At 65.0% G+C, this 24,842-nt stretch carries 24 protein-coding genes and 4 tRNA genes; 20 read left to right on the forward strand and 8 right to left on the reverse strand.

Annotated features, from left to right (window positions below; translation table 11 throughout):
- Nucleotides 1–43: 43 nt before the first annotated feature.
- The 8 genes from lepA to nagZ all read left to right on the forward strand — a co-directional run bounded on the left by lepA (nt 44) and on the right by nagZ (nt 8,226).
- Nucleotides 44–1,837 carry a translation elongation factor 4 gene (lepA, locus tag ACN22W_RS05730; protein ID WP_412022220.1) on the forward strand — a complete coding sequence of 598 codons (1,794 nt, stop codon included), beginning with the start codon at nt 44–46 and terminating at the stop codon, nt 1,835–1,837.
- Between the two features lie 16 nt (nt 1,838–1,853).
- On the forward strand, nt 1,854–2,747 hold the full coding sequence (gene lepB / locus ACN22W_RS05735; protein WP_419686705.1) for a signal peptidase I: 894 nt from the start codon (nt 1,854–1,856) through the stop codon (nt 2,745–2,747).
- A gap of 153 nt (nt 2,748–2,900) precedes the next feature.
- Nucleotides 2,901–4,127 carry a ribonuclease III gene (gene rnc, locus ACN22W_RS05740; protein ID WP_419686707.1) on the forward strand — a complete coding sequence of 409 codons (1,227 nt, stop codon included), beginning with the start codon at nt 2,901–2,903 and terminating at the stop codon, nt 4,125–4,127.
- A gap of 60 nt (nt 4,128–4,187) precedes the next feature.
- Entirely contained in the window at nt 4,188–5,087 is a 900-nt protein-coding gene (gene era / locus ACN22W_RS05745; RefSeq protein ID WP_129514070.1) for a GTPase Era, read from the forward strand.
- Nucleotides 5,074–5,910: a DNA repair protein RecO gene (gene recO, locus ACN22W_RS05750; RefSeq protein WP_048249535.1), complete on the forward strand. Its 837-nt coding sequence runs from the start codon at nt 5,074–5,076 to the stop codon at nt 5,908–5,910. The genes era and recO overlap by 14 nt, the downstream gene beginning before the upstream one ends.
- Complete coding sequence (pdxJ, locus tag ACN22W_RS05755; RefSeq protein ID WP_129514071.1) at nt 5,907–6,683, forward strand: pyridoxine 5'-phosphate synthase; 777 nt, start codon at nt 5,907–5,909, stop codon at nt 6,681–6,683. The genes recO and pdxJ overlap by 4 nt, the downstream gene beginning before the upstream one ends.
- Nucleotides 6,684–6,752: 69 nt before the next feature.
- Nucleotides 6,753–7,181 carry a holo-ACP synthase gene (gene acpS, locus ACN22W_RS05760; RefSeq protein WP_048249532.1) on the forward strand — a complete coding sequence of 143 codons (429 nt, stop codon included), beginning with the start codon at nt 6,753–6,755 and terminating at the stop codon, nt 7,179–7,181.
- 16 nt (nt 7,182–7,197) lie between these two features.
- Entirely contained in the window at nt 7,198–8,226 is a 1,029-nt protein-coding gene (gene nagZ / locus ACN22W_RS05765; RefSeq protein WP_419686709.1) for a beta-N-acetylhexosaminidase, read from the forward strand.
- 189 nt (nt 8,227–8,415) lie between these two features.
- Here nagZ and ACN22W_RS05770 read toward each other — a convergent pair whose 3' ends face one another.
- The 3 genes from ACN22W_RS05770 to earP all read right to left on the reverse strand — a co-directional run bounded on the left by ACN22W_RS05770 (nt 8,416) and on the right by earP (nt 11,947).
- On the reverse strand, nt 8,416–9,801 hold the full coding sequence (locus tag ACN22W_RS05770) for a sigma-54-dependent transcriptional regulator (protein ID WP_129514074.1): 1,386 nt from the start codon (nt 9,799–9,801) through the stop codon (nt 8,416–8,418).
- A 268-nt stretch (nt 9,802–10,069) separates the two neighbouring features.
- On the reverse strand, nt 10,070–10,627 hold the full coding sequence (gene efp / locus ACN22W_RS05775; protein WP_047900193.1) for an elongation factor P: 558 nt from the start codon (nt 10,625–10,627) through the stop codon (nt 10,070–10,072).
- Nucleotides 10,628–10,753: 126 nt separating this feature from the next.
- Nucleotides 10,754–11,947 carry an elongation factor P maturation arginine rhamnosyltransferase EarP gene (gene earP / locus ACN22W_RS05780; RefSeq protein ID WP_419686711.1) on the reverse strand — a complete coding sequence of 398 codons (1,194 nt, stop codon included), beginning with the start codon at nt 11,945–11,947 and terminating at the stop codon, nt 10,754–10,756.
- Between the two features lie 76 nt (nt 11,948–12,023).
- On the opposite strand from earP, the gene uvrC reads away from it, so the two are divergent.
- The 7 genes from uvrC (at nt 12,024) to ACN22W_RS05815 (ending at nt 16,761) form a co-directional block, all read left to right on the forward strand.
- Entirely contained in the window at nt 12,024–14,066 is a 2,043-nt protein-coding gene (gene uvrC / locus ACN22W_RS05785; RefSeq protein ID WP_419686713.1) for an excinuclease ABC subunit UvrC, read from the forward strand.
- 99 nt (nt 14,067–14,165) lie between these two features.
- Nucleotides 14,166–14,753, forward strand: a complete 588-nt coding sequence (gene pgsA, locus ACN22W_RS05790) for a CDP-diacylglycerol--glycerol-3-phosphate 3-phosphatidyltransferase (RefSeq protein ID WP_011544951.1) — start codon at nt 14,166–14,168, stop codon at nt 14,751–14,753.
- Between the two features lie 142 nt (nt 14,754–14,895).
- Nucleotides 14,896–14,971: transfer RNA gene (locus ACN22W_RS05795), tRNA-Gly, on the forward strand.
- Nucleotides 14,972–15,023: 52 nt separating this feature from the next.
- Nucleotides 15,024–15,099, forward strand: a tRNA-Gly gene (locus ACN22W_RS05800).
- A 51-nt stretch (nt 15,100–15,150) separates the two neighbouring features.
- A tRNA-Gly gene (locus ACN22W_RS05805) sits at nt 15,151–15,226 on the forward strand.
- Nucleotides 15,227–15,326: 100 nt separating this feature from the next.
- A tRNA-Cys gene (locus ACN22W_RS05810) sits at nt 15,327–15,400 on the forward strand.
- Between the two features lie 377 nt (nt 15,401–15,777).
- The gene (locus ACN22W_RS05815; RefSeq protein WP_419686715.1) at nt 15,778–16,761 is read left to right on the forward strand and encodes a hypothetical protein; all 984 of its coding nucleotides are present in this window, start codon (nt 15,778–15,780) and stop codon (nt 16,759–16,761) included.
- 206 nt (nt 16,762–16,967) lie between these two features.
- Here the strand turns inward: ACN22W_RS05815 and ACN22W_RS05820 are convergent, their stop codons facing one another.
- On the reverse strand, nt 16,968–17,516 hold the full coding sequence (locus ACN22W_RS05820; RefSeq protein WP_419686716.1) for an N-acetyltransferase family protein: 549 nt from the start codon (nt 17,514–17,516) through the stop codon (nt 16,968–16,970).
- A 46-nt stretch (nt 17,517–17,562) separates the two neighbouring features.
- Complete coding sequence (locus ACN22W_RS05825) at nt 17,563–18,186, reverse strand: helix-turn-helix domain-containing protein (RefSeq protein WP_419686718.1); 624 nt, start codon at nt 18,184–18,186, stop codon at nt 17,563–17,565.
- A 148-nt stretch (nt 18,187–18,334) separates the two neighbouring features.
- Here ACN22W_RS05825 and ACN22W_RS05830 point away from each other — a divergent pair, with 148 nt between their 5' ends.
- Together ACN22W_RS05830 and map are read left to right on the forward strand one after the other, a co-directional pair.
- Nucleotides 18,335–18,571 carry a ParD-like family protein gene (locus ACN22W_RS05830; RefSeq protein WP_048249522.1) on the forward strand — a complete coding sequence of 79 codons (237 nt, stop codon included), beginning with the start codon at nt 18,335–18,337 and terminating at the stop codon, nt 18,569–18,571.
- Nucleotides 18,571–19,377 carry a type I methionyl aminopeptidase gene (map, locus tag ACN22W_RS05835; RefSeq protein ID WP_412022213.1) on the forward strand — a complete coding sequence of 269 codons (807 nt, stop codon included), beginning with the start codon at nt 18,571–18,573 and terminating at the stop codon, nt 19,375–19,377. Before ACN22W_RS05830 ends, map begins: the two co-directional genes overlap by 1 nt.
- A gap of 140 nt (nt 19,378–19,517) precedes the next feature.
- Here the strand turns inward: map and ACN22W_RS05840 are convergent, their stop codons facing one another.
- Both ACN22W_RS05840 and ACN22W_RS05845 read right to left on the reverse strand, forming a co-directional pair.
- Complete coding sequence (locus ACN22W_RS05840; RefSeq protein ID WP_419686720.1) at nt 19,518–20,021, reverse strand: GAF domain-containing protein; 504 nt, start codon at nt 20,019–20,021, stop codon at nt 19,518–19,520.
- Between the two features lie 103 nt (nt 20,022–20,124).
- The gene (locus tag ACN22W_RS05845; RefSeq protein WP_419686721.1) at nt 20,125–21,042 is read right to left on the reverse strand and encodes a LysR family transcriptional regulator; all 918 of its coding nucleotides are present in this window, start codon (nt 21,040–21,042) and stop codon (nt 20,125–20,127) included.
- Nucleotides 21,043–21,151: 109 nt separating this feature from the next.
- Here ACN22W_RS05845 and ACN22W_RS05850 point away from each other — a divergent pair, with 109 nt between their 5' ends.
- The 3 genes from ACN22W_RS05850 to ACN22W_RS05860 all read left to right on the forward strand — a co-directional run bounded on the left by ACN22W_RS05850 (nt 21,152) and on the right by ACN22W_RS05860 (nt 23,948).
- Nucleotides 21,152–22,018 (forward strand): pirin family protein, encoded by an 867-nt coding sequence (locus ACN22W_RS05850; RefSeq protein WP_419686724.1) that lies wholly within the window; start codon nt 21,152–21,154, stop codon nt 22,016–22,018.
- Nucleotides 22,019–22,132: 114 nt separating this feature from the next.
- Nucleotides 22,133–23,353: an ISL3 family transposase gene (locus tag ACN22W_RS05855; RefSeq protein ID WP_419684184.1), complete on the forward strand. Its 1,221-nt coding sequence runs from the start codon at nt 22,133–22,135 to the stop codon at nt 23,351–23,353.
- A 103-nt stretch (nt 23,354–23,456) separates the two neighbouring features.
- On the forward strand, nt 23,457–23,948 hold the full coding sequence (locus ACN22W_RS05860; RefSeq protein WP_419686726.1) for a GNAT family N-acetyltransferase: 492 nt from the start codon (nt 23,457–23,459) through the stop codon (nt 23,946–23,948).
- A gap of 22 nt (nt 23,949–23,970) precedes the next feature.
- On the opposite strand, the gene ACN22W_RS05865 is transcribed toward ACN22W_RS05860, so the two are convergent.
- Nucleotides 23,971–24,840 (reverse strand): cytochrome c oxidase assembly protein, encoded by an 870-nt coding sequence (locus ACN22W_RS05865; RefSeq protein ID WP_419686728.1) that lies wholly within the window; start codon nt 24,838–24,840, stop codon nt 23,971–23,973.
- Nucleotides 24,841–24,842: the final 2 nt, after the last annotated feature.

A 24,842-nucleotide genomic window follows, 5' to 3' on the forward strand; every position in this document is an offset into this window, starting at 1 on the left:
TCCGCAGTCGTCGAGCGCGCCTTTTTCGCTTGATCGGCACTGAATGGATCATATTCGCAATTTCTCGATCATCGCGCACATCGACCATGGCAAGTCGACGCTCGCGGATCGCATCATCCAGGTCTGCGGTGGCCTCGCCGACCGTGAAATGGAAGCGCAAGTGCTCGACTCGATGGATATCGAGCGTGAGCGCGGCATCACGATCAAGGCGCAGACCGCTGCGCTGTCGTACCGTGCGCGCGACGGCAAGGTCTACAACCTGAACCTGATCGATACGCCGGGGCACGTCGACTTCTCGTACGAGGTCAGCCGTTCGCTGTCCGCGTGCGAAGGCGCGCTGCTGGTCGTCGACGCGAGCCAGGGCGTCGAGGCGCAGACGGTCGCGAACTGCTACACGGCGATCGAGCTCGGCGTCGAAGTCGTACCCGTGCTGAACAAGATCGACCTGCCGGCCGCGAACCCCGAGAACGCGATCGAGGAGATCGAGGACGTGATCGGCATCGACGCGACCGACGCGACGCGCTGCAGCGCGAAGACCGGCCTCGGCGTCGAAGACGTGCTCGAAGCGCTGATCGCGAAGGTGCCGCCGCCGAAGGGCGATCCCGACGCGCCGCTGCAGGCGCTGATCATCGATTCGTGGTTCGACAACTACGTCGGCGTCGTGATGCTGGTGCGCATCGTCAACGGCACGCTGCGTCCGAAGGACAAGATCAAGATGATGGCGACCGGCGCGCAGTATCCGGTCGAGCACGTCGGCGTGTTCACGCCGAAGTCGCGCAATCTCGATTCGCTGTCGGCCGGGCAGGTGGGCTTCATCATCGCCGGCATCAAGGAACTGACGGCCGCGAAGGTCGGCGATACCGTCACGCATGTGGCCAAGCCGGCGGTCGAAGCGCTGCCGGGCTTCAAGGAAGTGAAGCCGCAGGTGTTCGCCGGGCTCTATCCGGTGGAAGCGAACCAGTACGATGCGCTGCGCGAATCGCTCGAGAAGCTGAAGCTCAACGATGCGTCGCTGCAGTACGAGCCGGAAGTGTCGCAGGCGCTCGGCTTCGGGTTCCGGTGCGGCTTCCTGGGTCTCCTGCATATGGAGATCGTGCAGGAGCGCCTCGAACGCGAATTCGACATGGACCTCATTACCACGGCACCGACCGTGGTCTACGAGGTCCTGATGAGCGACGGCTCGATCGTGATGGTCGAGAATCCCGCGAAGATGCCGGAACCGCCGAGGATCGAGGAGATCCGCGAGCCGATCGTCACCGTGAATCTCTACATGCCGCAGGATTACGTCGGCTCGGTGATCACGCTTTGTACGCAGAAGCGCGGCTCGCAGATCAACATGCAGTATCACGGCCGCCAGGTGCAGCTGACCTACGAAATCCCGATGGCCGAGATCGTGCTCGATTTCTTCGATCGCCTGAAGTCGGTGTCGCGCGGCTACGCGTCGATGGACTACGAGTTCAAGGAATACCGTTCGGCGGACGTCGTGAAGGTCGACATGCTGATCAACGGCGACAAGGTCGACGCGCTGTCGGTGATCGTCCACCGGTCGCAATCGCAGTATCGCGGCCGCGAAGTGGCGTCGAAGATGCGCGAGATCATTCCGCGCCAGATGTACGACGTGGCGATCCAGGCTACGATCGGCGCGCACATCATTGCCCGCGAGAACATCAAGGCGCTGCGCAAGAACGTGCTGGCGAAGTGTTACGGCGGCGACATCTCGCGTAAGAAAAAGCTGCTCGAAAAGCAGAAGGCCGGCAAGAAACGCATGAAGCAGGTGGGTTCGGTCGAGATCCCGCAGGAAGCGTTCCTTGCGATCTTGCGCGTCGAAGACAAATAACAGGACTGTTCCTTTTATGAATTTTGCGCTGATTCTTTTTGTGCTCGTCGTCGTGACGGGCGTAGCGTGGGTGCTGGACAAACTGGTGTTCCTGCCGCGGCGACGCAAGGCGGCCGACTCGGCGATGGAGGAGTTCGATCGCCAGCAGTCGCGTATCGACAAGCGTTTCGCGGACGAAAACGCCGTGCAAACGCGTTCGAAGCTGCGTGACGAGAAGCTGCGCCAGCCGTGGTGGCTCGAGTACACGGCGAGCTTCTTCCCGGTGATCCTGGCGGTGTTCGTCGTGCGTTCGTTCGTCGTCGAGCCGTTCAAGATTCCGTCGGGCTCGATGGTGCCGACGCTGCTCGTCGGCGACTTCATCCTCGTCAACAAGTTCGAATACGGGCTGCGCCTGCCGGTCACGAACACGAAGATCACGCAGGGCAGCCCGCTGTCGCGCGGCGACGTCGTCGTGTTCCGCTATCCGAAGGACGAGTCGGTCGACTACATCAAGCGCGTAATCGGCCTGCCGGGCGACACGGTCGCGTACCAGGACAAGCAGCTGACGATCAACGGCCAGCCGGTGCCCGAAACGCCGCTGCCCGACTTCTTCGACGACGAGCGCCAGAACTACGCGAAGCAGTTCGAGGAAACGATCGGCAACAAGAAGAACGCGATCCTCAACAACCCCGCCGTGCCGCCGTTCGTGATGGGCGCATACGACTATCCGTATCGCGACAACTGCACGTACAACAGCCGCGGCGTGATCTGCAAGGTGCCGCCCGGTCACTACTTCATGATGGGCGACAACCGCGACAACAGCGCGGACAGCCGCTACTGGGGTTTCGTGCCGGACCAGAACATCGTCGGTCGCGCGTTCTTCATCTGGATGAACTTCAGCGATCTGAAGCGCATCGGTTCCTTCAACTGATCGCATTCGATGCACACGCAATACGCGACGCACGGGCCGTGTCGCGTATTGCCGAACTACTTTAAGAACCGGCGGTAACACCGCCTCGTCACGCCTTTTCGCGTCCGGCCGCGCCGTTTCGGCCCGACCGGCGCCCGCGTTATACTCCTGCACATGCCCCTATCCCAGTTGGAAAGCCGGCTGCGCTACGAATTTCGCAATGCGGAATTGTTGCGCCAGGCTTTGACCCATCGCAGTCACAGTGCCACGCATAACGAACGGCTCGAGTTTCTCGGCGACTCCGTTCTGAATTGCGCGGTGGCCGCCCTTTTGTTCCAGCGTTTCAGCAAGCTGGACGAAGGCGACCTGTCGCGCGTACGCGCCAATCTCGTCAAACAGCAGTCGCTGTACGAAATCGCTCAGGCCCTGAATATCGCGGACGGACTGCGGCTGGGCGAGGGCGAACTGCGCAGCGGTGGCTTCCGCCGCCCGTCGATCCTCGCGGACGCGTTCGAAGCCATCATCGGGGCCGTGTTCCTCGATGGCGGCTTCGAAGCCGCCCAAGGGGTCATCAAGCGCCTCTACATCCCGATTCTCGACCACATCGATCCGCGCACGCTCGGCAAGGACGCGAAGACGCTGCTGCAGGAGTACCTGCAGGGGCACAAGATCGCATTGCCGACCTACACGGTCGTCGCGACGCATGGTGCAGCGCACAACCAGCAATTCGAAGTCGAATGCACGGTGCCGAAGCTCGACGTGAAGGTATCGGGCTCCGGCGCGAGCCGGCGTGCAGCCGAGCAGGCCGCGGCGAAGAAGGCACTCGACGAGGTGATGGCGGCCGCGCCGATGCTGGCCGCGAAGCCGAAGCGCTCGAAGAATGCGCGCGGGTCGAAGCATGTCGAACCCGAAATCGTGCCGGGCGTGAAGGGCGTGCAGGAAGCGCTCGACCTGCGCTCGCCCGAACGGAAGGAACGTGCGGCGGTGCGCGAGGCCAAGGCGGCCGGTGCGGCGCCCGCGGCAGCCACTGCGACCGGAGCCGGCGTGGAGCCGGCCGCGGCGCCGATGGCCGCGATTCGCGCGGCGCATGTCGAGACGGCTATGGACAAGGGCGAACGGGCGACGAAGCCGGCAATCGACAAGGTTGCCGACAAGCCGGCCGACCGGCCCGACAAGGTCGCGGAAAAACCCGCGGAAGGCGCGCCGCGCGCAACCGACAAGCCGGCGGGCCATGCAGCCGATCCGGCCTCCGCGTCCGCCGACAAGTCGTCCGCCGGTTCCGACCCTGCTTCGCGCGCGACAGCGCGCGCACGCGATGCCGCGGCGCCCGACTCCGAAACGCCGCCGGGCGGCGCGAGCCTCGCCGCCACGCAGGCGCGCGTGGCCGATGCCGACCACTGAATTGCCCATCGATCGTGCCGCGCACCGCGCGGCCGTTTCCGAACCTGTCTCCCAAACGATATGAACACTCCCGCTCCTACCGGTTTCCGTTGCGGCATGATCGCGATCGTGGGCCGCCCGAACGTCGGCAAGTCGACGTTGATGAACGAACTCGTCGGCCAGAAGATCAGCATCACGTCGCGCAAGGCGCAGACGACCCGCCATCGCATCACCGGCATCAATACGTTCGACGACGCGCAATTCGTGTTCGTCGACACGCCGGGCTTTCAGACCCGTCACAGCACCGCGCTGAACCGTTCGCTGAACCGCGCGGTCACGTCGACGCTGACGTCGGTCGACGTGATCCTGTTCGTGATCGAGGCCGGCCGCTTCGGGCCCGACGACCAGAAGGTGCTCGACCTGATTCCGCCCGGCATGCCGACGCTGCTGATCACGAACAAGATCGACCGCGTCAACGACAAGGCGACGCTGTATCCGTTCATGCAGAAGATGAGCGCGCTGCGTGAATTCGCCGAGCTCGTGCCGCTGTCGGCGCAGCGGCCGGAAGACATCAAGCGCCTGCTGGAAACGATCAAGCCGTACCTGCCGGAAGGCGCACCGATCTACGGCGAGGACGAGCTGACCGACCGCAGCTCGCGTTTCCTCGCGGCCGAAATCCTGCGCGAGAAGGTGTTCCGTTGGACCGGCGACGAACTGCCGTACACGAGCACCGTCGTGATCGACAAGTTCGAGGAGGAAGGGCGCCTGAAGCGCATCTTCGCGACGATCCTCGTCGAGCGCGATTCGCACAAGGCGATGGTGATCGGCAAGAAGGGCGAGAAGCTCAAGCAGATCAGCACCGAAGCGCGGATGGACATGGAAAAACTGTTCGACGGCCCCGTGTACCTCGAGACCTTCGTGAAGGTGAGAAGCGGCTGGGCCGACAACGAGGCGGGGCTGCGCGCCTATGGGTACGAATGACGCGCTGACGTCGACTGAAGACGCGGTGACGGCCGGCGCGAACGACGCGCCGCTGCCGGCACCGCCCGAACCGCCGCGCAAGGCGCGGCGTGCGACGTCTCGCACGTCCGATTTTCGTGTGGCCGAGCAGCCGGCGTACGTGCTGCACAGCTATCCCTACCGGGAAACGAGCCTGATCATCGACGTGCTGACGCGCGATCATGGCCGGCTCGCGCTCGTCGCGAAGGGCGCGAAGCGCCCGCACTCCGCGCTGCGCGGCGTCCTGCAGACCTTCCAGCCGCTGCTGCTGTCCTGGTCGGGCAAATCCGAGGTGCGCACGTTGACGGGTGCCGAGTGGGTCGGCGGCATGCTGCCGCTCGGCGGCGACGGCTTGCTGTGCGGCTTCTACGCGAACGAGCTGCTCGTGAAATTCTGCGCGCGCGAGGATCCCCAGCCGCCGCTGTTCAATCATTATGTGTTGACCCTCACGCGCCTCGCGCACGGCGAGCCCGCGGTGCAGGTGCTGCGCTCGTTCGAGCGCGTGCTGCTGCGCGAGACCGGTTATGCGATGGCGCTGAACCGTACGGTCGCGCGTCGTGCGGTCGAGCCCGACCGCCGCTACGTGTTCGATCCCGAGCGCGGCGTGCGCAATGCGGACGATGATGTGCCGTCGCACTGGCCGGTCATCACCGGACAGACGTTGCTCGACATGGAGCAGGACGATTACCATCGAGCCCAGACGGTTGCGCAAAGCAAGACGCTGATGCGCTTCCTGCTGAATACCTATCTCGGCGGTACGCCGCTTGCCACGCGTCAGATCCTGATCGACCTGCAAAACCTATGAGCTTCTTCCTGACAACGCCCACCGCCATCGACCTCGGCGTGAACATCGACCACGTCGCGACGCTGCGCAATGCGCGCGGCACGAGCTATCCCGATCCGATCCGTGCGGCGCTTGCCGCCGAAGAGGCCGGTGCGGACGCGATCACGCTGCATCTGCGCGAGGATCGCCGCCACATCGTCGACGCGGACGTGCGCAAGCTGCGCCCGCTGCTGAAGACGCGCATGAACCTCGAATGCGCGGTGACGGCCGAGATGCTCGACATCGCGTGCGAAGTGCAGCCGCACGATGCGTGTCTCGTGCCCGAGAAGCGTGAAGAACTGACGACCGAAGGCGGTCTCGATGTCGCGGGCCACTTCGAGGCCGTGCGCGCGGCGTGCAAGCAGCTCGCCGACGTCGGCGTGCGCGTGTCGCTGTTCATCGACCCGGACGAGACGCAGATCCGTGCCGCGCATGAAGCGGGCGCGCCGGTGATCGAACTGCATACGGGCCGTTATGCCGAGGCGCACGACGAAGCCGAGCAACAGCGCGAATACGAGCGCATCGTCGCGGGCGTACAGGCCGGCGCGCAGCTCGGCCTGAAGGTCAACGCGGGTCACGGGCTGCACTACACGAACGTGCAGCAGATTGCTGCGATCGACGGCATCGTCGAGCTGAACATCGGCCATGCGATCGTCGCGCACGCGATCTTCGCGGGTTGGGACAACGCGGTGCGCGAGATGAAGGCGATCATGGTCGCCGCACGCGTTGCCGCGTTGCACGGCGGTGCGCGCTGAAGATGAAGTGCCTCCGCATGCGCGATGTTCGCAACCCGGCCCCGCTGGGATGCCCCGGCGCGTACTGACATGGCGATCTACGGCATCGGTACCGACATCGCCCAGGTGAGCCGCATCGCGGCCGTGCTCGAACGCACGGGCGGCCGGTTTGCCGAGAAGGTGCTGGGCCCCGACGAACTGCGCGTGTTTCATGCGCGCCGCGCGCGCTCCGAGGCGCGCGGCATCGCGTTTCTCGCGACGCGCTTTTCCGCGAAGGAAGCGTTCTCGAAGGCGATCGGGCTCGGCATGCACTGGCCGATGACGTGGCGTGCACTGCAGACCCTCAACCACCCGAGCGGCGAGCCGTACGTGGTCGCGTCGGGCGAGCTGGCCGACTGGCTCGCCGCGCGCGGCATCACGGCACGCGTGACGGTCAGCGACGAACGCGATTACGCGGTGTCGTTCGTGATCGCCGAGACGGACGCCGCACCTGCACCTGTTTCCCGAACCCCCTCCTGACGGAATTCCCGATTCGATGAAAACGACTCCCGGCCCGGTCATGCTCGACGTCGTCGGCACGGCCCTGTCGCGCGACGATGCGCGGCGCCTCGCGCATCCGAATACCGGCGGCGTGATCCTGTTCGCGCGGCACTTCCAGAATCGCGCGCAGCTGACCGCGCTGACCGACTCGATCCGCGCGGTGCGCGAAGACATCCTGATCGCCGTCGATCACGAAGGCGGGCGCGTGCAGCGGTTCCGCACCGACGGCTTCACGGTGCTGCCCGCGATGCGCCGCCTCGGCGAGCTGTGGGATCGCGACGTGCTGCTCGCGACGAAGGTCGCGACCGCCGTCGGTTACATCCTGGCCGCCGAGCTGCGTGCGTGCGGGATCGACATGAGCTTCACGCCCGTGCTCGACCTCGACTACGGGCACTCGAAAGTGATCGGCGATCGCGCGTTCCATCGCGACCCGCGCGTCGTCACGCTGCTCGCGAAGAGCCTGAACCACGGGCTGTCGCTCGCCGGCATGGCGAACTGCGGCAAGCACTTCCCGGGGCACGGTTTCGCGGAAGCCGATTCGCACGTCGCGCTGCCGACCGACGATCGCACGCTCGACGCGATCCTCAAGCAGGACGTCGCGCCGTACGACTGGCTCGGCTTGTCGCTGTCCGCGGTGATTCCCGCGCACGTGATCTACACGCAGGTCGACAAGCGGCCGGCCGGTTTCTCGCGCATCTGGCTGCAGGACATCCTGCGCGGGCAGCTCGGCTTCACGGGCGCGATCTTCAGCGACGACCTGTCGATGGAAGCCGCTCGCGAAGGCGGCACGCTCACGCAGGCGGCCGAGGCCGCGCTCGCTGCCGGTTGCGACATGGTGCTTGTCTGCAACCAGCCGGATGCGGCCGAGGTCGTGCTGAACGGACTGAAAGCGCACGCATCGGCCGAGTCGACACGGCGCATCAAGCGGATGCGCGCGCGCGGCAAGGCGCTCAAGTGGGACAAGCTGATCGCGCAGCCCGAGTATCTGCAGGCGCAGGCGCTGTTGAGCAGCGCACTGGCGTAAGCGGGAAGGGGATGGCGCGCTGTGCGTCATTCCGGCCGCTGAAACAAAAAGCCGCGCTGTTGCGCGGCTTTTTTGCGGGTTGCGGCAGGTGCGAATCGGACGGCAGCGGCAGTCAAGCAGGCCGGTGCGGCGAGCTTTGATGCAACTAACGGTCAGAACCGATCAGCGCCCGCATTCACCACCGTTCGCTCAGTTCACCTTCATCCGCTGCAGCTTGTTGTACAGCGTCTTCGGGCTGATGCCGAGCAGCGTCGCAGCACGGTGGCGCGTGCCACCGACCGCGTCGAGCGTCGCGCGGATCAGCAGATCCTCGACGTCGGACAGCGGCGTGCCGACCTTGATCTGCACGCTGCTGCCATTCAGCGCGGCGCCGGCGGAGAAGCTTGCCTCGCCCGCGCGCAGCGTCTCGATGAAGTCGCCCGATGCGTCGTATGCGAAGCGCACGCGCTCCTGCAACTCGCGCACGTTGCCGGGCCATTCGTAGGACAGGCATTCGCGCACGAAGCCCGGTGCCGCCCGTTTGTCGGTGATGCTGCGGCCGGTTGCGCGCGCTTCGCGGTTCAGTTCGTCGATCTGCGCGTCCGCGATCGCGAGTGCGTCGCCGTCACGCTCGCGCAGCGGCGGCATCGTGATCGACGCCGCATCGAGGCGCAACCACAGATCCTCGCGCAGCGTGCCGTTCGCGACCGCTTCGCGCGCCGGGCGGCGCGTGGTCGCGATCAGCCGGAAATCGCTCGTGATCGAACTCGTGCCGCCGATCCGCATGAAGTTCTGCGAATCGAGCGCATGCAGCAGCGCTTCCTGCAGCACGAGCGGCAGCGCCGTGATCTCGTCGAGGAACAGCGTGCCGCCGCCGGCCTGTTCGAACAGGCCCGATTCGCGTCGCTCGGCGCCGTCGAACGCGCCGCGCTCATGGCCGAACAGCACGCTGTCGAGCGATGCGCCGTGACGGCCGGCCTGCGCGATCATGCGGCAGTCGAACGATACGAACGGCCCCTTGCGGCGCCGGCTCAGCTCGTGCAGCGTGCGCGCGGCCAGCTTCTTGCCGGTGCCGGCTTCGCCCGAGAACAGCACGGCCGTTTCGGTGCGCGCGTTGTGCTCGATCATGTCGTACACGTGCTGCATCGCGTCGCTGCGGCCGACCAGCGCGCCGAAGCGGCCGAGGTGGCGCAGCGAGGCACGCAGCGACTGCACTTCGTCGATCAGTTCGTACGGACGGGGAATCCGCGCGAGCAGGCTGCGCAGGCGCGGGATGTTGATCGGCTTCAGCAGGTAATCCCAGATGCCGTGACGCAGGCCCTCGATTGCGCTCTCGACCGTCGCATTGCCCGTCAGCACGATGACGGGCAGCGAACCGTTCGGCTGCTGCTGCGGCAGGTGCTGGAGCAGGTCGAACCCGCTGCCGTCCGGCAGGTTCAGGTCGACGAGGACGACATCGGGAATCGAGCGGCCGAGCGCCGTGCGCGCTTCGGCGAGCGACGTGGCCGTGTCGACCGAGAAGCCGTCTGCAGCGAGCAGCGCGGTGAGGCCGGACAGACTGTTGGGATCGTCTTCGACAATCAGGGCGTGTGGCATGGTGGACGCGAGTCGAGTCAAAAGAGGCGGGCTGTCGGCCAACGGGGCCGCAGCCGCATGTCAGATTAAAAACTGATTTTATGCCCCACCGAACGCGTAACGCGCATTATTTCTCCGGCGCTATAAAACAGTTACCGATGATACAAATTGAATATCTTTAGCGGTGGATTTTGTGCTTCATATGGCACTGGTTTTCGGTCGCTGTTTGCGACAGGCAAACAAAAAGCGCCCCGAAGGGCGCTTTGTTCGATGCGTGTAACGCTGGCGATTACGCGCGGCTGCGGTATTCGTTCGTACGCGTATCGATTTCGATCTTGTCGCCGGTGTTGCAGAAGAGCGGCACTTGCAGTTCGAAGCCCGTTGCGAGCTTGGCGTTCTTCAGCACCTTGCCCGACGACGTGTCGCCCTTGACGGCCGGTTCCGTGTAGGTGATCTCGCGAACGAGGACCGTCGGCAGGTCGACCGAGATCGCCTTCTCGTTGTAGAACACGACTTCGCACGCCATGCCGTCTTCGAGGTAGTTCAGCGCTTCGCCCATCATTTCGGCTTCGACTTCGTACTGGTTGTAGTCGGCGTCCATGAACACGTACATCGGGTCGGCGAAGTACGAATACGTCACTTCCTTGCGGTCGAGCACGACGACGTCGAACTTGTCGTCTGCCTTGTAGACCGATTCCTGGCCTGCGTTGGTCAGCAGGTTCTTCATCTTCATCTTGACGACGGCGGAATTACGGCCCGACTTGTTGTATTCCGCCTTGGCGATGACCCAAGCATCGCTGCCGATCTGCACGACGTTGCCTACGCGGAGTTCCTGTGCGGTCTTCATAAAAACTGTCCTGATCAAATCAAATAAATAGGTGCCTGAGCGTTGCGCAACGGCTGACGGCGCAAGCGGCGCGTTCCGGTGGACGCCAAAAGCGAGCGCTTGCCTGGTCAGCCGTCGGATAACCGCTTATTTTAACTGAGATTTTGCGTATTCCGCCAGCTTTCCGGCGAGATCGCCGACGGCCGCGAGCGTGTCGGCCCAGCGGGCCGCGTTGGTGTCCAGGGCGGCACGGTGCTGGTGCAAATCGGCCCAGTCGGGCGTGCCGGCGCCGTTCCATGCATGCCAGAACCGCTCGAGCGCCGCGCGCGGCGCGTCGGCGAGGCCGGCCGACAGGTGCGCGAGCGCGGCGTCGAGCTTCGGCAGGTGCACGTCGTCGGCCTGCGGATAGATGTGCCACACGAACGGCTTGCGCGCCCACTGCGCACGGACGAACGAATCCTCGCCGCGCACGAAATTGATGTCCGCCACCCACAGCAGCGGATCGTAGTCGGCCTGGGGGACGAATGCGAGGCCATGTGCGACCAGGTTGCCGCTGTGCGCATGCGCGCCCGCGCCGAACGAATCGACCCCGAAAAAGCGCGCGACGGCGGGCGACACGCGGCCGGTCGGCACCAGCGCGACGACCGGTGACGGGCCGTCGCGCCACTGCGCGAGCAGCGCGTCGACGGCCGGATTCTCGTAGGCGAACAGGCTGACGACCGTCGTGCCGGGTGCCGGCGGCGCGCCGCCGGTCGCGCGCTGCCACCACGCGGCACGTGCGGCCGGGTCGGTTTCGAAGGCCGTGCGCCGCGCGTCGAGGTCGTGCTCCTTCGGCACGCCGCCCGTGCCGGCCGACAGGCCCGGGAAGAAGAACGTCTTCAGCAGCGGGTAGCGCGGATGCGGCGATGGCCGTAAATGGAAATCGGCGACCCAGTCCTCGGCGCTCAGGTATTCGAGGTTGATCCACACGGGACGACGTTCCCGGCGCGCCATCGCCGCGAGATACGCACCGGGCAGCTCGCATGCGAACGCCTCGATCACGACATCGGCGATCTCCAGCGCGTCGCCGACTTCCGCATGCCAGTGCTCGATCACGATCGCATCGACCGTCTGCCGCCCCGCGTCGGGATCGACCCCCGGCAGCAGGCGCGCGAACGTGCGCAGGTCGTCGACGAACAGGCGAACCTGCCAGCCGTGCTCGTGCGCGAGCTGGCGCGCGACGCGCCAGCACACGCCGATGTCGCCGAAATTGTCGATCACCGTGCAGAAGAGGTCGCAGGCGATCGGTTCGTTCGGCGCGAGCGGTGCGGTGGAGAGGGGGGCAGCGGAGGTGCGTGGCATCGAAGCGGGCCGGTGAATGCTCTAAACTGGCGATTCTAATAGACCCGTTCCGCGTTACAAGGCGCCCGGATCACGCATGACATCCCCAGAAGCCTCCGATACTCCGTTCGAACCGAAGAAGATCCTTGCGCAGTTGCCGCACATGCCGGGCGTCTATCGCTATTACGACACGGCGGGCGCCGTCCTCTACGTCGGCAAGGCGCGCGATCTGAAGAAGCGCGTATCGAGCTATTTCACGAAGACGCAGCTGTCGCCGCGCATCGCGATGATGGTCACGCGCATCGCGCGAATCGAGACGACCGTCACGCGCTCGGAGGCCGAGGCGCTGCTGCTCGAGAACAACCTGATCAAGGCGCTCGCGCCGCGCTACAACATCCTGTTTCGCGACGACAAGTCGTATCCGTACCTGAAGCTCACTGCGCACCGTTTTCCGCGGATGGCCTACTACCGCGGCTCGGTCGACAAGCAGAACCAGTATTTCGGCCCGTTCCCGAGCGCGTGGGCCGTGCGCGAGAGCATCCAGATCCTGCAGCGCGTGTTCCAGTTGCGTACCTGCGAGGATTCGGTCTTCAACAACCGCACGCGGCCGTGCCTGCTGCACCAGATCGGGCGCTGCACGGCGCCGTGCGTCGGCGCGATCTCCACGGACGACTACGCGATCGACGTGTCGAACGCCGCGCGTTTCCTGCTCGGCCGGCAATCCGAAGTGATGAAGGAACTCGAGCAGAAGATGCACGCGTTCGCGGCCGAGCTGAAATTCGAGCAGGCGGCGGCCGTGCGCAACCAGATGAGCTCGCTCGCGACGGTGCTGCACCAGCAGGCGATCGAGGTTGGCGGCGACAGCGACGTCGACATCCTGGCCGTCGTCGCGCAGGGCGGGCGCGTGTGCGTGAATCTCGCGATGGTGCGTGGCGGCCGGCATCTGGGCGACAAGGCGTATTTCCCGACGCACGTCGAAAGCGCGCTGACGCTCGCCGAGGGCGGTCTCGGCGATGAAGGCGAGGTGGCGGAGTCAACCGACGCGACCGATGCGGTTGCCGGCGTGCTGCCCGACCAGCCCGCGGAAGAAACGGTCGGCGCACGCAGCGACACGGTGGCGTCGATCGAGGCCGAAGTGCTCGACGCATTCATCGCGCAGCACTATCTCGGCAACCGCGTGCCGCCCGTGCTCGTCGTGAGCCATGCGCCCGCGAGCCGCGACCTGCTCGAGCTGCTGTCGGAGCAGGCCGGCCACAAGGTGTCGCTGGTGCGGCAGCCGCAGGGGCAGCGGCGCGCGTGGCTGTCGATGGCCGAGCAGAATGCGCAGCTTGCGCTCGCGCGGCTGCTGTCCGAGCAGGGCTCGCAGCAGGCGCGCACGCGCTCGCTCGCGGAGACGCTCAGCTACGAATGCGACGATCTCGCGACGCTGCGGATCGAATGCTTCGACATCAGCCATACGATGGGCGAGGCGACGCAGGCGTCGTGCGTCGTCTATCACCATCACAAGATGCAGTCGAGCGAGTATCGCCGCTACAACATCACGGGCATCACGCCGGGCGACGATTACGCGGCGATGCGGCAGGTGCTCACGCGCCGCTACGAGAAGATGGTCGAGCAGGCCGCGCAGGCGGCCGCCGCCGACGATGCGGCCGGCATCGATGGCGAGTCGACGCGTCAGGCCGAGGCGTCGAGCCTGCTGCCGAGCATCGTGCTGATCGACGGCGGCAAGGGTCAGGTCGAAATCGCGCGCCAGGTGTTCACCGAACTGGGCCTCGACACGTCGATGCTGGTCGGCGTCGCGAAGGGCGAGGGGCGCAAGGTCGGCCTCGAGACGCTCGTGTTCGCGGACGGCCGCACCGCACTCGAACTCGGCAAGGAAAGCGCCGCGCTGATGCTCGTCGCGCAGATTCGCGACGAGGCGCACCGCTTCGCGATCACCGGCATGCGCGCGAAGCGGGCGAAGGCACGCCAGACGTCGCGGCTCGAGGAACTCGAAGGCGTCGGCGCGAAACGCCGGCAGCGGCTGCTCGCGCGGTTCGGCGGGTTGCGCGGCGTCGTTGCCGCGAGCGTCGAGGAACTGGCGAGCGTCGAGGGCATCTCGCACGCGCTCGCCGAACAGATCTACAAGCAGCTTCACTGACGCCGCCCGTGCGGCCGGCAGCCTGGCACGCGTTTTCGCGTTCTTGTGGCAGGCCGGTCGACACGGCACAATTGCGAATCCTTTACTGTCCCGGATGCCATGCCGTTCAATTTCCCGATTTTCCTGACGTGGGTACGGATCGTGCTGATTCCGCTCGTCGTCGGCGTGTTCTATCTGCCGGACACGGTGATGGGCGGCGCGCACCGCAATCTCGCGGCGGCGGCGATCTTCATCCTCGCCGCGCTGACCGACTGGTTCGACGGGTTTCTCGCACGCAAGTGGAACCAGACGTCGTCGTTCGGCGCATTTCTCGATCCGGTGGCGGACAAGCTGATGGTGACGGCCGCGCTGCTGATCCTCGTGCAGATTTCGCGGGTCGACGCGGCGATCGCGCTCGTGATCGTCGGCCGCGAGATCGCGATCTCGGCGCTGCGCGAGTGGATGGCGCAGATCGGCGCGTCGAAGAGCGTCGCGGTGAACCAGCTCGGCAAGTTCAAGACCGCGTGCCAGATGGTCGCGATTCCGATGCTGCTGTTCTACGGACCACTGCCGCTCGGCGTCGTGACGATCGACACGCGCGTGTGGGGCGAGTGGCTGATGTATCTCGCGGCGGTGCTGACGATCTGGTCGATGCTGTACTACATGAAGCTTGCGTGGCCGCAGATTCGCGAGCGCGGCGGCGCGTGACCTGTGCCATGAACTCGTCGGCGCAGGTTTTTGGAAAAAGGGCAGGAAAAGTCCTTGACACACGAATGTGCCTTCGACATAATCTCGCTTCTCCGCTGCACGGCGAAGTAAGTGCGACGGGGAAGCAGTAGCGCAGCAATACGCGGGAGTAGCTCAGTTGGTAGAGCGCAACCTTGCCAAGGTTGAGGTCGCGAGTTCGAGACTCGTCTCCCGCTCCAGATTTTTCTGGCGGCGTGTTGGTCGGCGAAGCGCTGCAGATGCAGGACAAATGCGGGAGTAGCTCAGTTGGTAGAGCGCAACCTTGCCAAGGTTGAGGTCGCGAGTTCGAGACTCGTCTCCCGCTCCAGGATTTTTTGGCAGCGTGTTGGTCGGCAAAGCGCTGCAGATGCAGGGCAATGCGGGAGTAGCTCAGTTGGTAGAGCGCAACCTTGCCAAGGTTGAGGTCGCGAGTTCGAGACTCGTCTCCCGCTCCAAGTAATGGGGAAGCCAAGCTTCCCTTTTTATTTGATGGACCTACGGTCCTCGAATAAAAATCTGTCTCTTGCCTTCACGGCATCCGGACAGTCCGCTTTTGGCGCGATAGCAAAGCGGTTATGCAGCGGCCTGCAAAGCCGTTTAGGCCGGTTCGACTCCGGCTCGCGCCTCCAGGTAGGAAGAGAAAAAGCCCCGCTTCGGCGGGGCTTTTCTTTTTTCTGCGTCGTTTATTCTTGGTCGTCACGGCACTGGTGATCGGCGACGTACGCTGCTTTCTTTTGCTTGGATCTGCTGGTGCCTGACAGGGGTGTCCTGCTCATTGCCCTCTTTCAGGGGCTGCGTTGGCTCGGTAGTTTCGGTCACAGACTGGAAAGTCTCTGGCATCTACGCTGGTTTGGGCGCGCGCCGCTGCGCGTCGCTGCTGAAATTGTCTACAGTGAAGCTTGCGCGCAGGATGCGGTTCGGGCGGATGCGGTTGAACTTGGATAAATCGCCTGACGGCATCCTGAGCTTTCAGGAGCGTCTATTTGAACCATCTCGGCGAGGGGCTATGAAAAAAGCGGTTCTGTATAGAGGTATTCCGGTATTCACGATGGCGATGCTGACACTCACATGGTGCGTGCTGGCCAAGGCGGGCGGGACAGCGGGTGTTCAGTATTACGGATACGACTGGCTTGACGGTATCAACGGCACATCGGTTGAAACGGCATTGAATGACATCACGACAATGCCGAATACAGGGACCTCCGGTAGCCGCACCAACATGAATGTTGTTCACACCATCGACAGCCTGAATTCAGCCGCCTGTACGAACAAGCGTTGTGCGGTCGGCGTCTCGGCCGGTTCGAATGCAGTCTGGCTCGACATCTGTCCGGATCGGACGTCGAACTCCGATTGCACCGGTGCGAACTCGTGGTCGAACATCTGGAATATCGTTAACCGAATCGCGCATGCCGCGAACGCACCGGCCGCGATCTATTTCATCGACGAGCCGTTCAATAACTCGGCGCTGCAAAGTAACGGACAGTATGTCGCCTGGCAGTATCCAAGCTACGTTTGTACGCTTCGACAGGCAATGGCGGCGAACAACCTCAACGTGCCGGTATACACGATCCTGACCACGTCGAGTGCAGCAAACCCGGCAGGCATTAACGAGATTCGAACGCAAATGCCGGTTACGGGTTGTGCGACGCCGACCAGTAGCCGGCTTGACTGGGTTAGAATCGACAACTACACGTGGACAAGTTCGGATCAGATTTACAACGCGTACAACAATGTCGCGCCGGCCACAGACCCGCAATCGCCGAAGTGGATCATCGTGCCTCCCACTTCGCTGACGGTGCTGCCGTCGCCGCCGACGGATGCTGCTATCAAGAACCATATTCAGCCATATTGGGACGTATTATTTGCCTATCCCAACGCACCAATCATCGGGGTCATGAATTTTCGGTTCGATCCGGAGGTGATCGCGACGTCGAAGTATCCCGCTACCGCGGCACTGCTATCGTTCATGGGCAATAGCCTGACGAAGTGATGGCTTTCTTCGGACGTTGCAGGATGCGTCTGGGTAACGGATGTAGCGCACTAAACTCTCGCAATATCTGACGGCCAACAAAGCCGTTTAGGCCGGTTCGACTCCGGCTCGCATGTCCAGGTAAGAAGAGAAAAAGCCCCGCTTCTGCGGGGCTTTCTTTCTGTGTCGCGTCGCCTGCCGCCGCGCATGCGACGGCGCGCAGGCGCTCAGCCATCCACCGGCTGCGCCGGCGTCTCAAGTTTCAATTGATAGAACGCCGCGTCGAGCCAGCGGCCGAACTTGAAACCCGCCTCCGCGATCGTGCCCGAGTGCACGAATCCCAGTTTCGTATGCAGTGCGATGCTTCCGGCATTGGTCGCATCGATACAGCCCACCACGACATGCACCTGCACTTCGCGCGCGCGCCGCACCACTTCGCGCAGCAGCAACTCGCCGAGCCCGCGGCCGCGCTGGTCGGGATGCACGTAGACGCTGTGCTCCACCGTGTACTTGAACGCAGGAAACGCACGGAACGTGCCCCAGCTCGCGAAGCCGAGCAGCGTGCCCGACGCGTCGACTGCGCCGATGACCGGAAAGCCGCCCGCGCGCTTCGTTGCGAACCACGTGACCATCGCTTCCGGCGGGCGCGGCCGGTAGTCGTACAGCGCGGTCGAATTCACGATCGCGTCGTTCAGGATCTCGAGGATGGCCGCGGCATGCTCGGTCTCGCTGCAATCGATCAGGCGCACGTCGTCGCGCTGTTTCGGGGAATTCATGGGAGCTCCTGTGGGTGTTGAACGGATCGCGCAAACGGTGCGCGCATCACGCGCTTCGCACGCCGGCAGCGGCGGACGCATCGCAGATCACGACGACGTAGCGCGCGGCGTGCGGCAACGGATTGCTGAAAACCAGCGGCCGGTCGAGCCGCATGGCCAGACAGTCGCCTTCGTGCAGTTCGTGAAGCTCGTCGCCGAACGTGACGTCGATACGGCCGCTGACGATCCACACCTGCTGATGCAGCGCGCTTTCGCGTCCACCGCTGTCGTACGCGACGCGAGCACCGGGCGGGAAGTCGACCTCGACGAGCTGGATCGGCGACGGCCAGCCGGGCGGGGAGAGATTGCGCCGTACATAGCCGGATGCCGGATCGCGCCATTCGGCCTGCTGCGCGCGCCGTGCGAGCGGCTGCGCGGGCGCGTCGTCGCGATCGCCGCCGAACAGTCCGGCCAGCGACACGCCGAGTCCGGCCGCGAGCTTGTCGAGCACGACCGCCGTCGGGCTGGCCGACGCGCGTTCGATGAGCGAGATCATCGAACGGCTGACGCCGGAACGCGCCGCCAGCGCATCGAGCGTGTAGCCTCGCAGGGTGCGCAGGTCGCGCACGCGCCGGGCAATGCGCTCGTTGATGCCGGTGTCGTCGGCGGGAGTGGTCACTGATTCTTGCATGATGGATTTATTTTCCAGCAAACTGGAATTCGATGTCAACGGCATTTGCTTCAGCCGGATGAGGGTTGGACGGGATCCGAACGGCTTGCTCGACAGTCCCACGCAGCGTAATATACGATGTGACTACGTTTCGTTTAATTGGGGATATATGGGCATCATCAAGATTTCCGAGCACATGCACGAACGGCTGCGCTCGACGAGCACGGCGCTGAGCCGTTCGATCAACGCGCAGGCCGAACACTGGCTGCGTGTCGGCATGCTGGCGGAACTCAATCCGGCGCTGTCCTATGGCGAGATCTGCCGGATGTTGATCGAGGCCGAAGCACGGGGCGGTGAAGTGGCGCCGGTGGAACCGGTCGCGCACGGCATCGAGCAGGTGGCGTGATGGCGAAGCGCGAAATCCCGATCCGCGGCGCTGCAGAAATCGCCAAGTCGCGCGAAGCCGCGAAGCTCGCGTCGCAGGTGCTGGCGATGATCACCGAGCATGTGAAGCCGGGCGTGACCACCGACGAACTGGACGCGCGCTGCCGCGACTACATCGTCGACGTGCTCGGCGCGATCCCGGCGAACATCGGCTACCACGGTTATCCGAAGACGCTGTGCACGTCGGTCAACCACGTGGTCTGTCACGGCATTCCGACGTCGCGGCCGATGCGTGACGGCGACATCGTGAACCTCGATATCGCGGTGATCAAGGACGGCTGGTACGGCGACACGAGCCGCATGTATTTCGTCGGCGAACCGGGCGAGCTCGCGCGGCGTCTCGTCGCGGCGACCTATGAGGCGATGCATGCGGGCATCCGCGCGGTTCGTCCGGGCGCGACGCTGGGCGACGTCGGTTATGCGATCCAGCAGGTCGCGCATCGCGAAGGGTTCAGCGTGGTTCGCGAGTACTGCGGGCACGGCATCGGCGATGTCTATCACGACGAGCCGCAGGTGCTGCACTACGGGCGCCCGGGCACCGGTGTGCCGCTGCGGCCGGGGATGATCTTCACGATCGAGCCGATGCTCAACGCGGGCAAGCGCGACACGCGCGTGCTGGCGGACGGCTGGACGGTCGTCACGAAGGACCATTCGCTGTCCGCGCAATGGGAGCACATGGTTGTGGTGACGGAGCAGGGCTTCGAGGTGCTGACCGAGGACGCGAAGCCGCAGGCATTCGCGGCGCTTTCCGGCACGCACGCGGCCTGACGCGTGCAGTGCGCCGCGCACGGCGGCGCAATGGATCGGGCCCCGTCGCGGGGCCCGTTTCGTTGGAGGTCGCGCGGTTGCGCTTCACGCGCGATCGCGGCGACCGGCCGCGGGGCGATCAACCGCGGCGTAAAGGCGGCTTAACCGCGCGCCTTCTGCCACGCATGTTCGACGAACACGCGGCACAGCGCTTCCATGCCTTGGCGGTCTTCGTCGTCGAAGCGCGCGGCGACCGGGCTGTCGACGTCCCACACGCCGATCAGCGTGCCGTCGGCGGCCACCAGCGGCACGACGATTTCCGATTCCGATGCCGCGTCGCACGCGATATGGCCGGGGAAGTCATGCACGTCGCGCACGACCTGCGTCTCGCGCGTTTGCGCGGCCGTGCCGCACACGCCCTTGCCGAGCGCGATCCGCACGCACGCGGGCTTGCCCTGGAACGGCCCGACCACGAGTTCCGCCCCGTCGAAGAAGTAAAAGCCGGCCCAGTTGAGGCGGTCGAGCGAGTGGTAGACGAGCGCCGCGAAATTCGCCGCGTTCGCGATCAGGTCGCGTTCGGATTCGACGAGCGCGCGTGCCTGCTCGACGAGCGTTGCGTATTGATCGGCCTTGGAGGCGTTGGGGTCGTTGGACAGCGTGAACATGGCAGGAAAGCGATAGAGGTTGTGAACATGCGCGATGCGCGTACCGCAGTCTACGGCACGCGCGCGCGGTCTGCAGCGCCCGGTTGCGCGTGACGCGGAGTGCTCAATCGGGCTCAAGTTCGGCAAACCGCTCCGCAAGAAAATCGAGCAGCGCCCTCACCGCGGGCAGCAGCCCTCGGCGCGACGCGAACACCGCATGCACGATCTCGCGGCGCGGCGCCCAGTCCGGCAGCACGGTCGCCAGTTCGCCGCGCGCGACTTCGTCGCGCACCATCATCGTCGGCAACTGCACGACGCCGACACCCGCGACCGCCGCCGCGCGCAGCGCAAGCATGCCGCCTGTCACGAAGCGTGGCTGGTGATGGATTTCCGCGTGAGCGCCGTCGGGCCCGCGCAGCCGCCACACGTGCGTGGACTGCGGCACACCGTGATCGAGGCTCGGCAGGCGCGCGAGATCGGCGGGAACGGCCGGCGTGCCGTGCTCGCGCAGCAGCGCGGGGCTCGCGATGAGGCATTGGCCGCGCTCGGCCAGCACGCGCAGCGCGAGATCGCTGTCTTCGAGCGGCGGCGGGCGCACGCGGATCGCGACGTCGATCCCTTCGCCGACCACGTCGACGCGCCGGTTGGTCGCTTCCAGATGGATCTCGACGCGCGGGCACGCGGCCATGAACGCGGCGATCATCGTGCCGACCAGCGAATCGAGCAGCACGACCGGGCAACTGACGCGCACGATGCCGCGCGGCTCCTCGTGCAGCAGCGCGATCGCTTCGTCGGCGGCATCGGCCTCGACGAGCATCGCGCGGCAATGCGCGTAATAGGTCTGACCGACGTCGGTGACCGTGAAGCGGCGCGTCGAGCGCTGGATCAGCCGCATCCCGAGCCGTTCCTCGAGCAGCGCGACGCGGCGGCTCAGCTTCGATTTCGGCATGTCCAGCGCGCGCCCGGCCGGCGCGAAGCCGCCGTGTTCGACGACCTGCACGAAGTAGTAGAGATCGTTCAGATCCCGCTCTTTATCGTTCATGAAATGGAACGCTGAGTGCGATTTTGGCAGTCTACCGGATCGATCGTTCCACCTCGATATTCCTGTTCAGGATGCGAAACACGTGTTTCGCCGCAATTTGGAGAGGGCAATGAAGAAGATCCAGGGTGTGTACAGTGCGCCGCGCGGCCATTGGGTCGGCGACGGTTTCCCGGTGCGTTCGATGTTCAGCTACCAGTCTCACGGCACGCACCTGAGCCCGTTTCTGCTGCTCGACTACGCGGGCCCCGCGACGTTCGAGCCGGCGTCGGCACCGCGCGGTGTCGGCCAGCATCCGCACCGCGGGTTCGAAACGGTGACGATCGTCTATGACGGCGAGGTCGCGCACCGCGACTCGACCGGCGCGGGCGGCACGATCGGCCCGGGCGACGTGCAGTGGATGACGGCCGCGAGCGGAATCCTGCATGAGGAATTCCACTCGGAGGCGTTCACGAAGCGCGGCGGCCCGCTCGAGATGGTGCAGTTGTGGGTGAACCTGCCCGCCGCGGACAAGATGGGTGCGCCCGGCTACCAGACGCTGCTGAACGCGGACGTCCCCGTGGTCGAGTTGCCGGACGGTGCGGGGCGTGCGCGGATCATCGCGGGCGAACTCGACGGGCGGCGCGGCCCGGCTCGCACGCACACGCCGATCGACGTGTGGGACGTGCGGCTCGTGGCAGGCGGCCATGCGCGGTTCCCGGTCGCGGAAGGGCGCACGCTCGCGGTGGTCGTGCTGAGCGGTACCGTGCAGGTGAACGGCGAGACGGTCGCCCGCGAAGCGCAGTTCGTGCAACTGGCCCGTGACGGCCGCGACGTCGAGATCGAAGCGAACGGCGACGCGAAGCTGCTGATCCTGAGCGGCGAGCCGATCGACGAGCCTGTCGTCGGTTACGGGCCGTTCGTGATGAACTCGCAAGCGGAGATCCGTACCGCGATCGAGGATTTCAACAGCGGCCGCTTCGGCCAGATGCCGGCATGACGGACAGCCCCGCGTAATGCGGGGCTTTTTTTTGGTTCATCGCAGGAAACCGTGGAGCGTTTTCGAGCGATTGCATAATCTGACACATGATTTTAAGGATGTCGGAGGAAGCAATTGCTCGATCGAAAGGCACTTCAGGCGCTGGGCTGCTGGACCGGCTATCGGTTGGAACGGGTGGAATGGCCGCAAGGAGAAGAGCGCACGCTGTCGCTATATCTGAGGCCGGTCAGCAAGGTCATGTACTGCGAGCAATGCGGTGCACGCTGCCAGCAAATCCATGAGACGGTGGTTCGTCGAGTGCGCGATCTGCCGCTGTTCGAATATCGGGTGGTGCTGCACGTTCCCCGTCGCCGGGTCTGGTGCGAACACTGCGGCGGCCCGCGACTGGAGAAGCTGGCGTGGCTGGGCCGCTACCAGCGAGTGACGGAGCGGTTCGCCAAGGCTTGCGAGAAGTTGCTGCAAGCGGCCAGCGTACAAGCGGTGGCGGGCTTCTACGATCTGGGCTGGCACACGGTCAAATCGATCGACAAGATGCGCCTGCGAGCACGCGTGGCCGAGCCGGACTGGTCGACGATCCGCTATCTGGCGATGGACGAGTTCGCGCTGCACAAAGGCCATCGCTACGCCACGGTGGTGGTTGATCCGATCGGCCGGCAGGTGCTCTGGGTCGGGCCAGGACGTTCGCGCGAAACGGCGCGAGCCTTCTTCGAACAACTCCCTGAAGGCGTGGCCGAGCGTATCGAAGCAGTTGCGATCGACATGACCACGGCCTACGAGCTGGAGATCAAGGAACAGTGCCCGCAGGCGGAAATCGTCTTCGATCTGTACCACGTCGTGGCCAAGTACGGGCGCGAAGTGATCGACCGAGTTCGGGTGGATCAGGCCAACCAACTGCGAGATGACAAACCAGCGCGGAAGGTTCTGAAGTCCAGCCGCTGGCTGTTGCTGCGCAACCGCCATAACTTGAAACCAGAACAGGCGGTACACCTGAAGGAACTGCTGGCCGCCAATCAATCGCTGCTATGCGTCTATGTGCTGCGCGACGAACTCAAGCGGCTCTGGTTCTACCGAAAGCCAGCCTGGGCGGAAAAAGCCTGGGGGCAATGGTTCGAACAGGCCCAGCAAAGCGGGATTGCCGCCCTGCAAAAGTTCGCCCAGCGCTTGCAGGGGTATTGGCATGGAATCGTGACTCGCTGCCGCCATCCGCTCAATACCAGCGTTGTTGAAGGCATCAACAACACTATCAAGGTCATCAAGCGCAGGGCTTACGGGTACCGCGACGAGGAATACTTCTTCCTCAAGATCCGCGCCGCGTTCCCCGGAATTCCGCGATGAACCTTTTTTTTGCACGCGGGCGGGCGGTCGCCTGCTGTGGGTGCTTCGAGGCATAATCAACGGTTGCCGCGCGCCGGCCGGCGCGCCCGAATCAGGACCGCACATGAACGCATCCGCACCCGCCGCATCCCCGAGCGCCGACGATCTCGACTGGCGCTGGAAATCCTTCGACGCGCTGACGGCGCGCGAAATCTATTCGATCCTCGAAGCGCGCAGCGCCGTGTTCGTCGTCGAGCAGAACTGCGTGTATCGCGACATCGACGACGCGGACCAGGCCGCGTGGCACCTGGCCGCATTCGATCCGGCGGGCCGCCTGGCCGGCTATCTGCGCGTGCTGTTGCCCGATGCACAGCACACCGACGTGCGCATCGGCCGCGTGCTGACGACCGCCGCGTTTCGCGGCGCGGGCCTCGGCAACGGGCTGCTGTCGCGCGCGCTCGAGCATATCCGCGCGCAGTGGCCGGATACGCCCGTGAGCCTGCATGCGCAGGCCCACTTGCAGCGCTTTTACGGGGCATTCGGCTTTACGCCGAGTTCGGACGTGCACGACGACGACGGCATCCCGCACGTGTGGATGAGCAGCGCGCGCGCGTGATTGTCCACGCGCCGCGCCGCAGTCAGTGCGCGGCGTGCGCCACCGGCGGCTTGTCCGCGCGCTGCACGGCCCGTTCGTCGATCAGGCGTCCGCGTGCGGACAACCTCAGCCAGTGCCGCAGCGCGATCAGCGCGCCGATCACGCTCATCATCGAGCCCGGAATCCACAGCAGCAGGCCGCCGATCTGCTGGTCGCGCAGCGGGCTCAGCCACGTGAAGGCGCGGCCGCAGATCGAGTAGATCGGATACAGCTCGTGCGGCGTGAAGAAGATCAGCGCGCCGAGCGCGATCTGCGGCGGGATCGCCGCGACGACGATCAGGATCCGGCGGCCCGGCGACAGCCGCGCGGGCGGCGCCGGGCGTGGATCGACGACGAGCCACCAGAACAGCAGCCCGTCGATCACCATGCTCCAGTTCATCACGCGATAGAGACGCCAGTCGAGCATCGCGATGAAGTGGATCGGCGACAGCAGCCAGAAATAGATCAGCCCGACGAACAGCACGACCGCGACGACGGGATGGAACACCACGTTGAGCGTCGCACGCACGGGCGCCCACGCGAGCGCCGGACGCACGAAGCGTTGCCGCCAACTGAACGGGATGCCTGCGCGAATCGCCGCGCCCGGATAGGACAGCGCGATGAAGAACGGCCCGAGGTGGTGCAGCACGAGGTGCTGCGCGCGATGCAGGAAGAACTCGTGCTCGAAGAAATAGTCGAGCCGCGTATGCAGCGCGATGTAGAGCGCCGTCAGCCCGAACCAGAACGAGAACTGCCGCAGCGGCGACACCTTCGCCTTTTTCACGCCGCGCGCGAACAGCACGGCGGCCGTCAGCACCGCGATGACGACGGTCGGCGACGGTTCCCACGGATCGAGCCAGTACAGGAGGTTCATCG

This window comes from Burkholderia theae, assembly GCF_048565265.1.
Lineage (GTDB): Bacteria > Pseudomonadota > Gammaproteobacteria > Burkholderiales > Burkholderiaceae > Burkholderia > Burkholderia theae.

Coding starts and splice junctions, on each gene's coding strand:
- lepA (WP_412022220.1), top strand. CDS start 44: ATGGATCATATTCGCAATTTCTCGATCATCGCGCACATCGACCATGGC.
- lepB (WP_419686705.1), top strand. CDS start 1,854: ATGAATTTTGCGCTGATTCTTTTTGTGCTCGTCGTCGTGACGGGCGTA.
- rnc (WP_419686707.1), top strand. CDS start 2,901: ATGCCCCTATCCCAGTTGGAAAGCCGGCTGCGCTACGAATTTCGCAAT.
- era (WP_129514070.1), top strand. CDS start 4,188: ATGAACACTCCCGCTCCTACCGGTTTCCGTTGCGGCATGATCGCGATC.
- recO (WP_048249535.1), top strand. CDS start 5,074: ATGGGTACGAATGACGCGCTGACGTCGACTGAAGACGCGGTGACGGCC.
- pdxJ (WP_129514071.1), top strand. CDS start 5,907: ATGAGCTTCTTCCTGACAACGCCCACCGCCATCGACCTCGGCGTGAAC.
- acpS (WP_048249532.1), top strand. CDS start 6,753: ATGGCGATCTACGGCATCGGTACCGACATCGCCCAGGTGAGCCGCATC.
- nagZ (WP_419686709.1), top strand. CDS start 7,198: ATGAAAACGACTCCCGGCCCGGTCATGCTCGACGTCGTCGGCACGGCC.
- ACN22W_RS05770 (WP_129514074.1), bottom strand. CDS start 9,801: ATGCCACACGCCCTGATTGTCGAAGACGATCCCAACAGTCTGTCCGGC.
- efp (WP_047900193.1), bottom strand. CDS start 10,627: ATGAAGACCGCACAGGAACTCCGCGTAGGCAACGTCGTGCAGATCGGC.
- earP (WP_419686711.1), bottom strand. CDS start 11,947: ATGCCACGCACCTCCGCTGCCCCCCTCTCCACCGCACCGCTCGCGCCG.
- uvrC (WP_419686713.1), top strand. CDS start 12,024: ATGACATCCCCAGAAGCCTCCGATACTCCGTTCGAACCGAAGAAGATC.
- pgsA (WP_011544951.1), top strand. CDS start 14,166: ATGCCGTTCAATTTCCCGATTTTCCTGACGTGGGTACGGATCGTGCTG.
- ACN22W_RS05815 (WP_419686715.1), top strand. CDS start 15,778: ATGAAAAAAGCGGTTCTGTATAGAGGTATTCCGGTATTCACGATGGCG.
- ACN22W_RS05820 (WP_419686716.1), bottom strand. CDS start 17,516: ATGAATTCCCCGAAACAGCGCGACGACGTGCGCCTGATCGATTGCAGC.
- ACN22W_RS05825 (WP_419686718.1), bottom strand. CDS start 18,186: ATGCAAGAATCAGTGACCACTCCCGCCGACGACACCGGCATCAACGAG.
- ACN22W_RS05830 (WP_048249522.1), top strand. CDS start 18,335: ATGGGCATCATCAAGATTTCCGAGCACATGCACGAACGGCTGCGCTCG.
- map (WP_412022213.1), top strand. CDS start 18,571: ATGGCGAAGCGCGAAATCCCGATCCGCGGCGCTGCAGAAATCGCCAAG.
- ACN22W_RS05840 (WP_419686720.1), bottom strand. CDS start 20,021: ATGTTCACGCTGTCCAACGACCCCAACGCCTCCAAGGCCGATCAATAC.
- ACN22W_RS05845 (WP_419686721.1), bottom strand. CDS start 21,042: ATGAACGATAAAGAGCGGGATCTGAACGATCTCTACTACTTCGTGCAG.
- ACN22W_RS05850 (WP_419686724.1), top strand. CDS start 21,152: ATGAAGAAGATCCAGGGTGTGTACAGTGCGCCGCGCGGCCATTGGGTC.
- ACN22W_RS05860 (WP_419686726.1), top strand. CDS start 23,457: ATGAACGCATCCGCACCCGCCGCATCCCCGAGCGCCGACGATCTCGAC.
- ACN22W_RS05865 (WP_419686728.1), bottom strand. CDS start 24,840: ATGAACCTCCTGTACTGGCTCGATCCGTGGGAACCGTCGCCGACCGTC.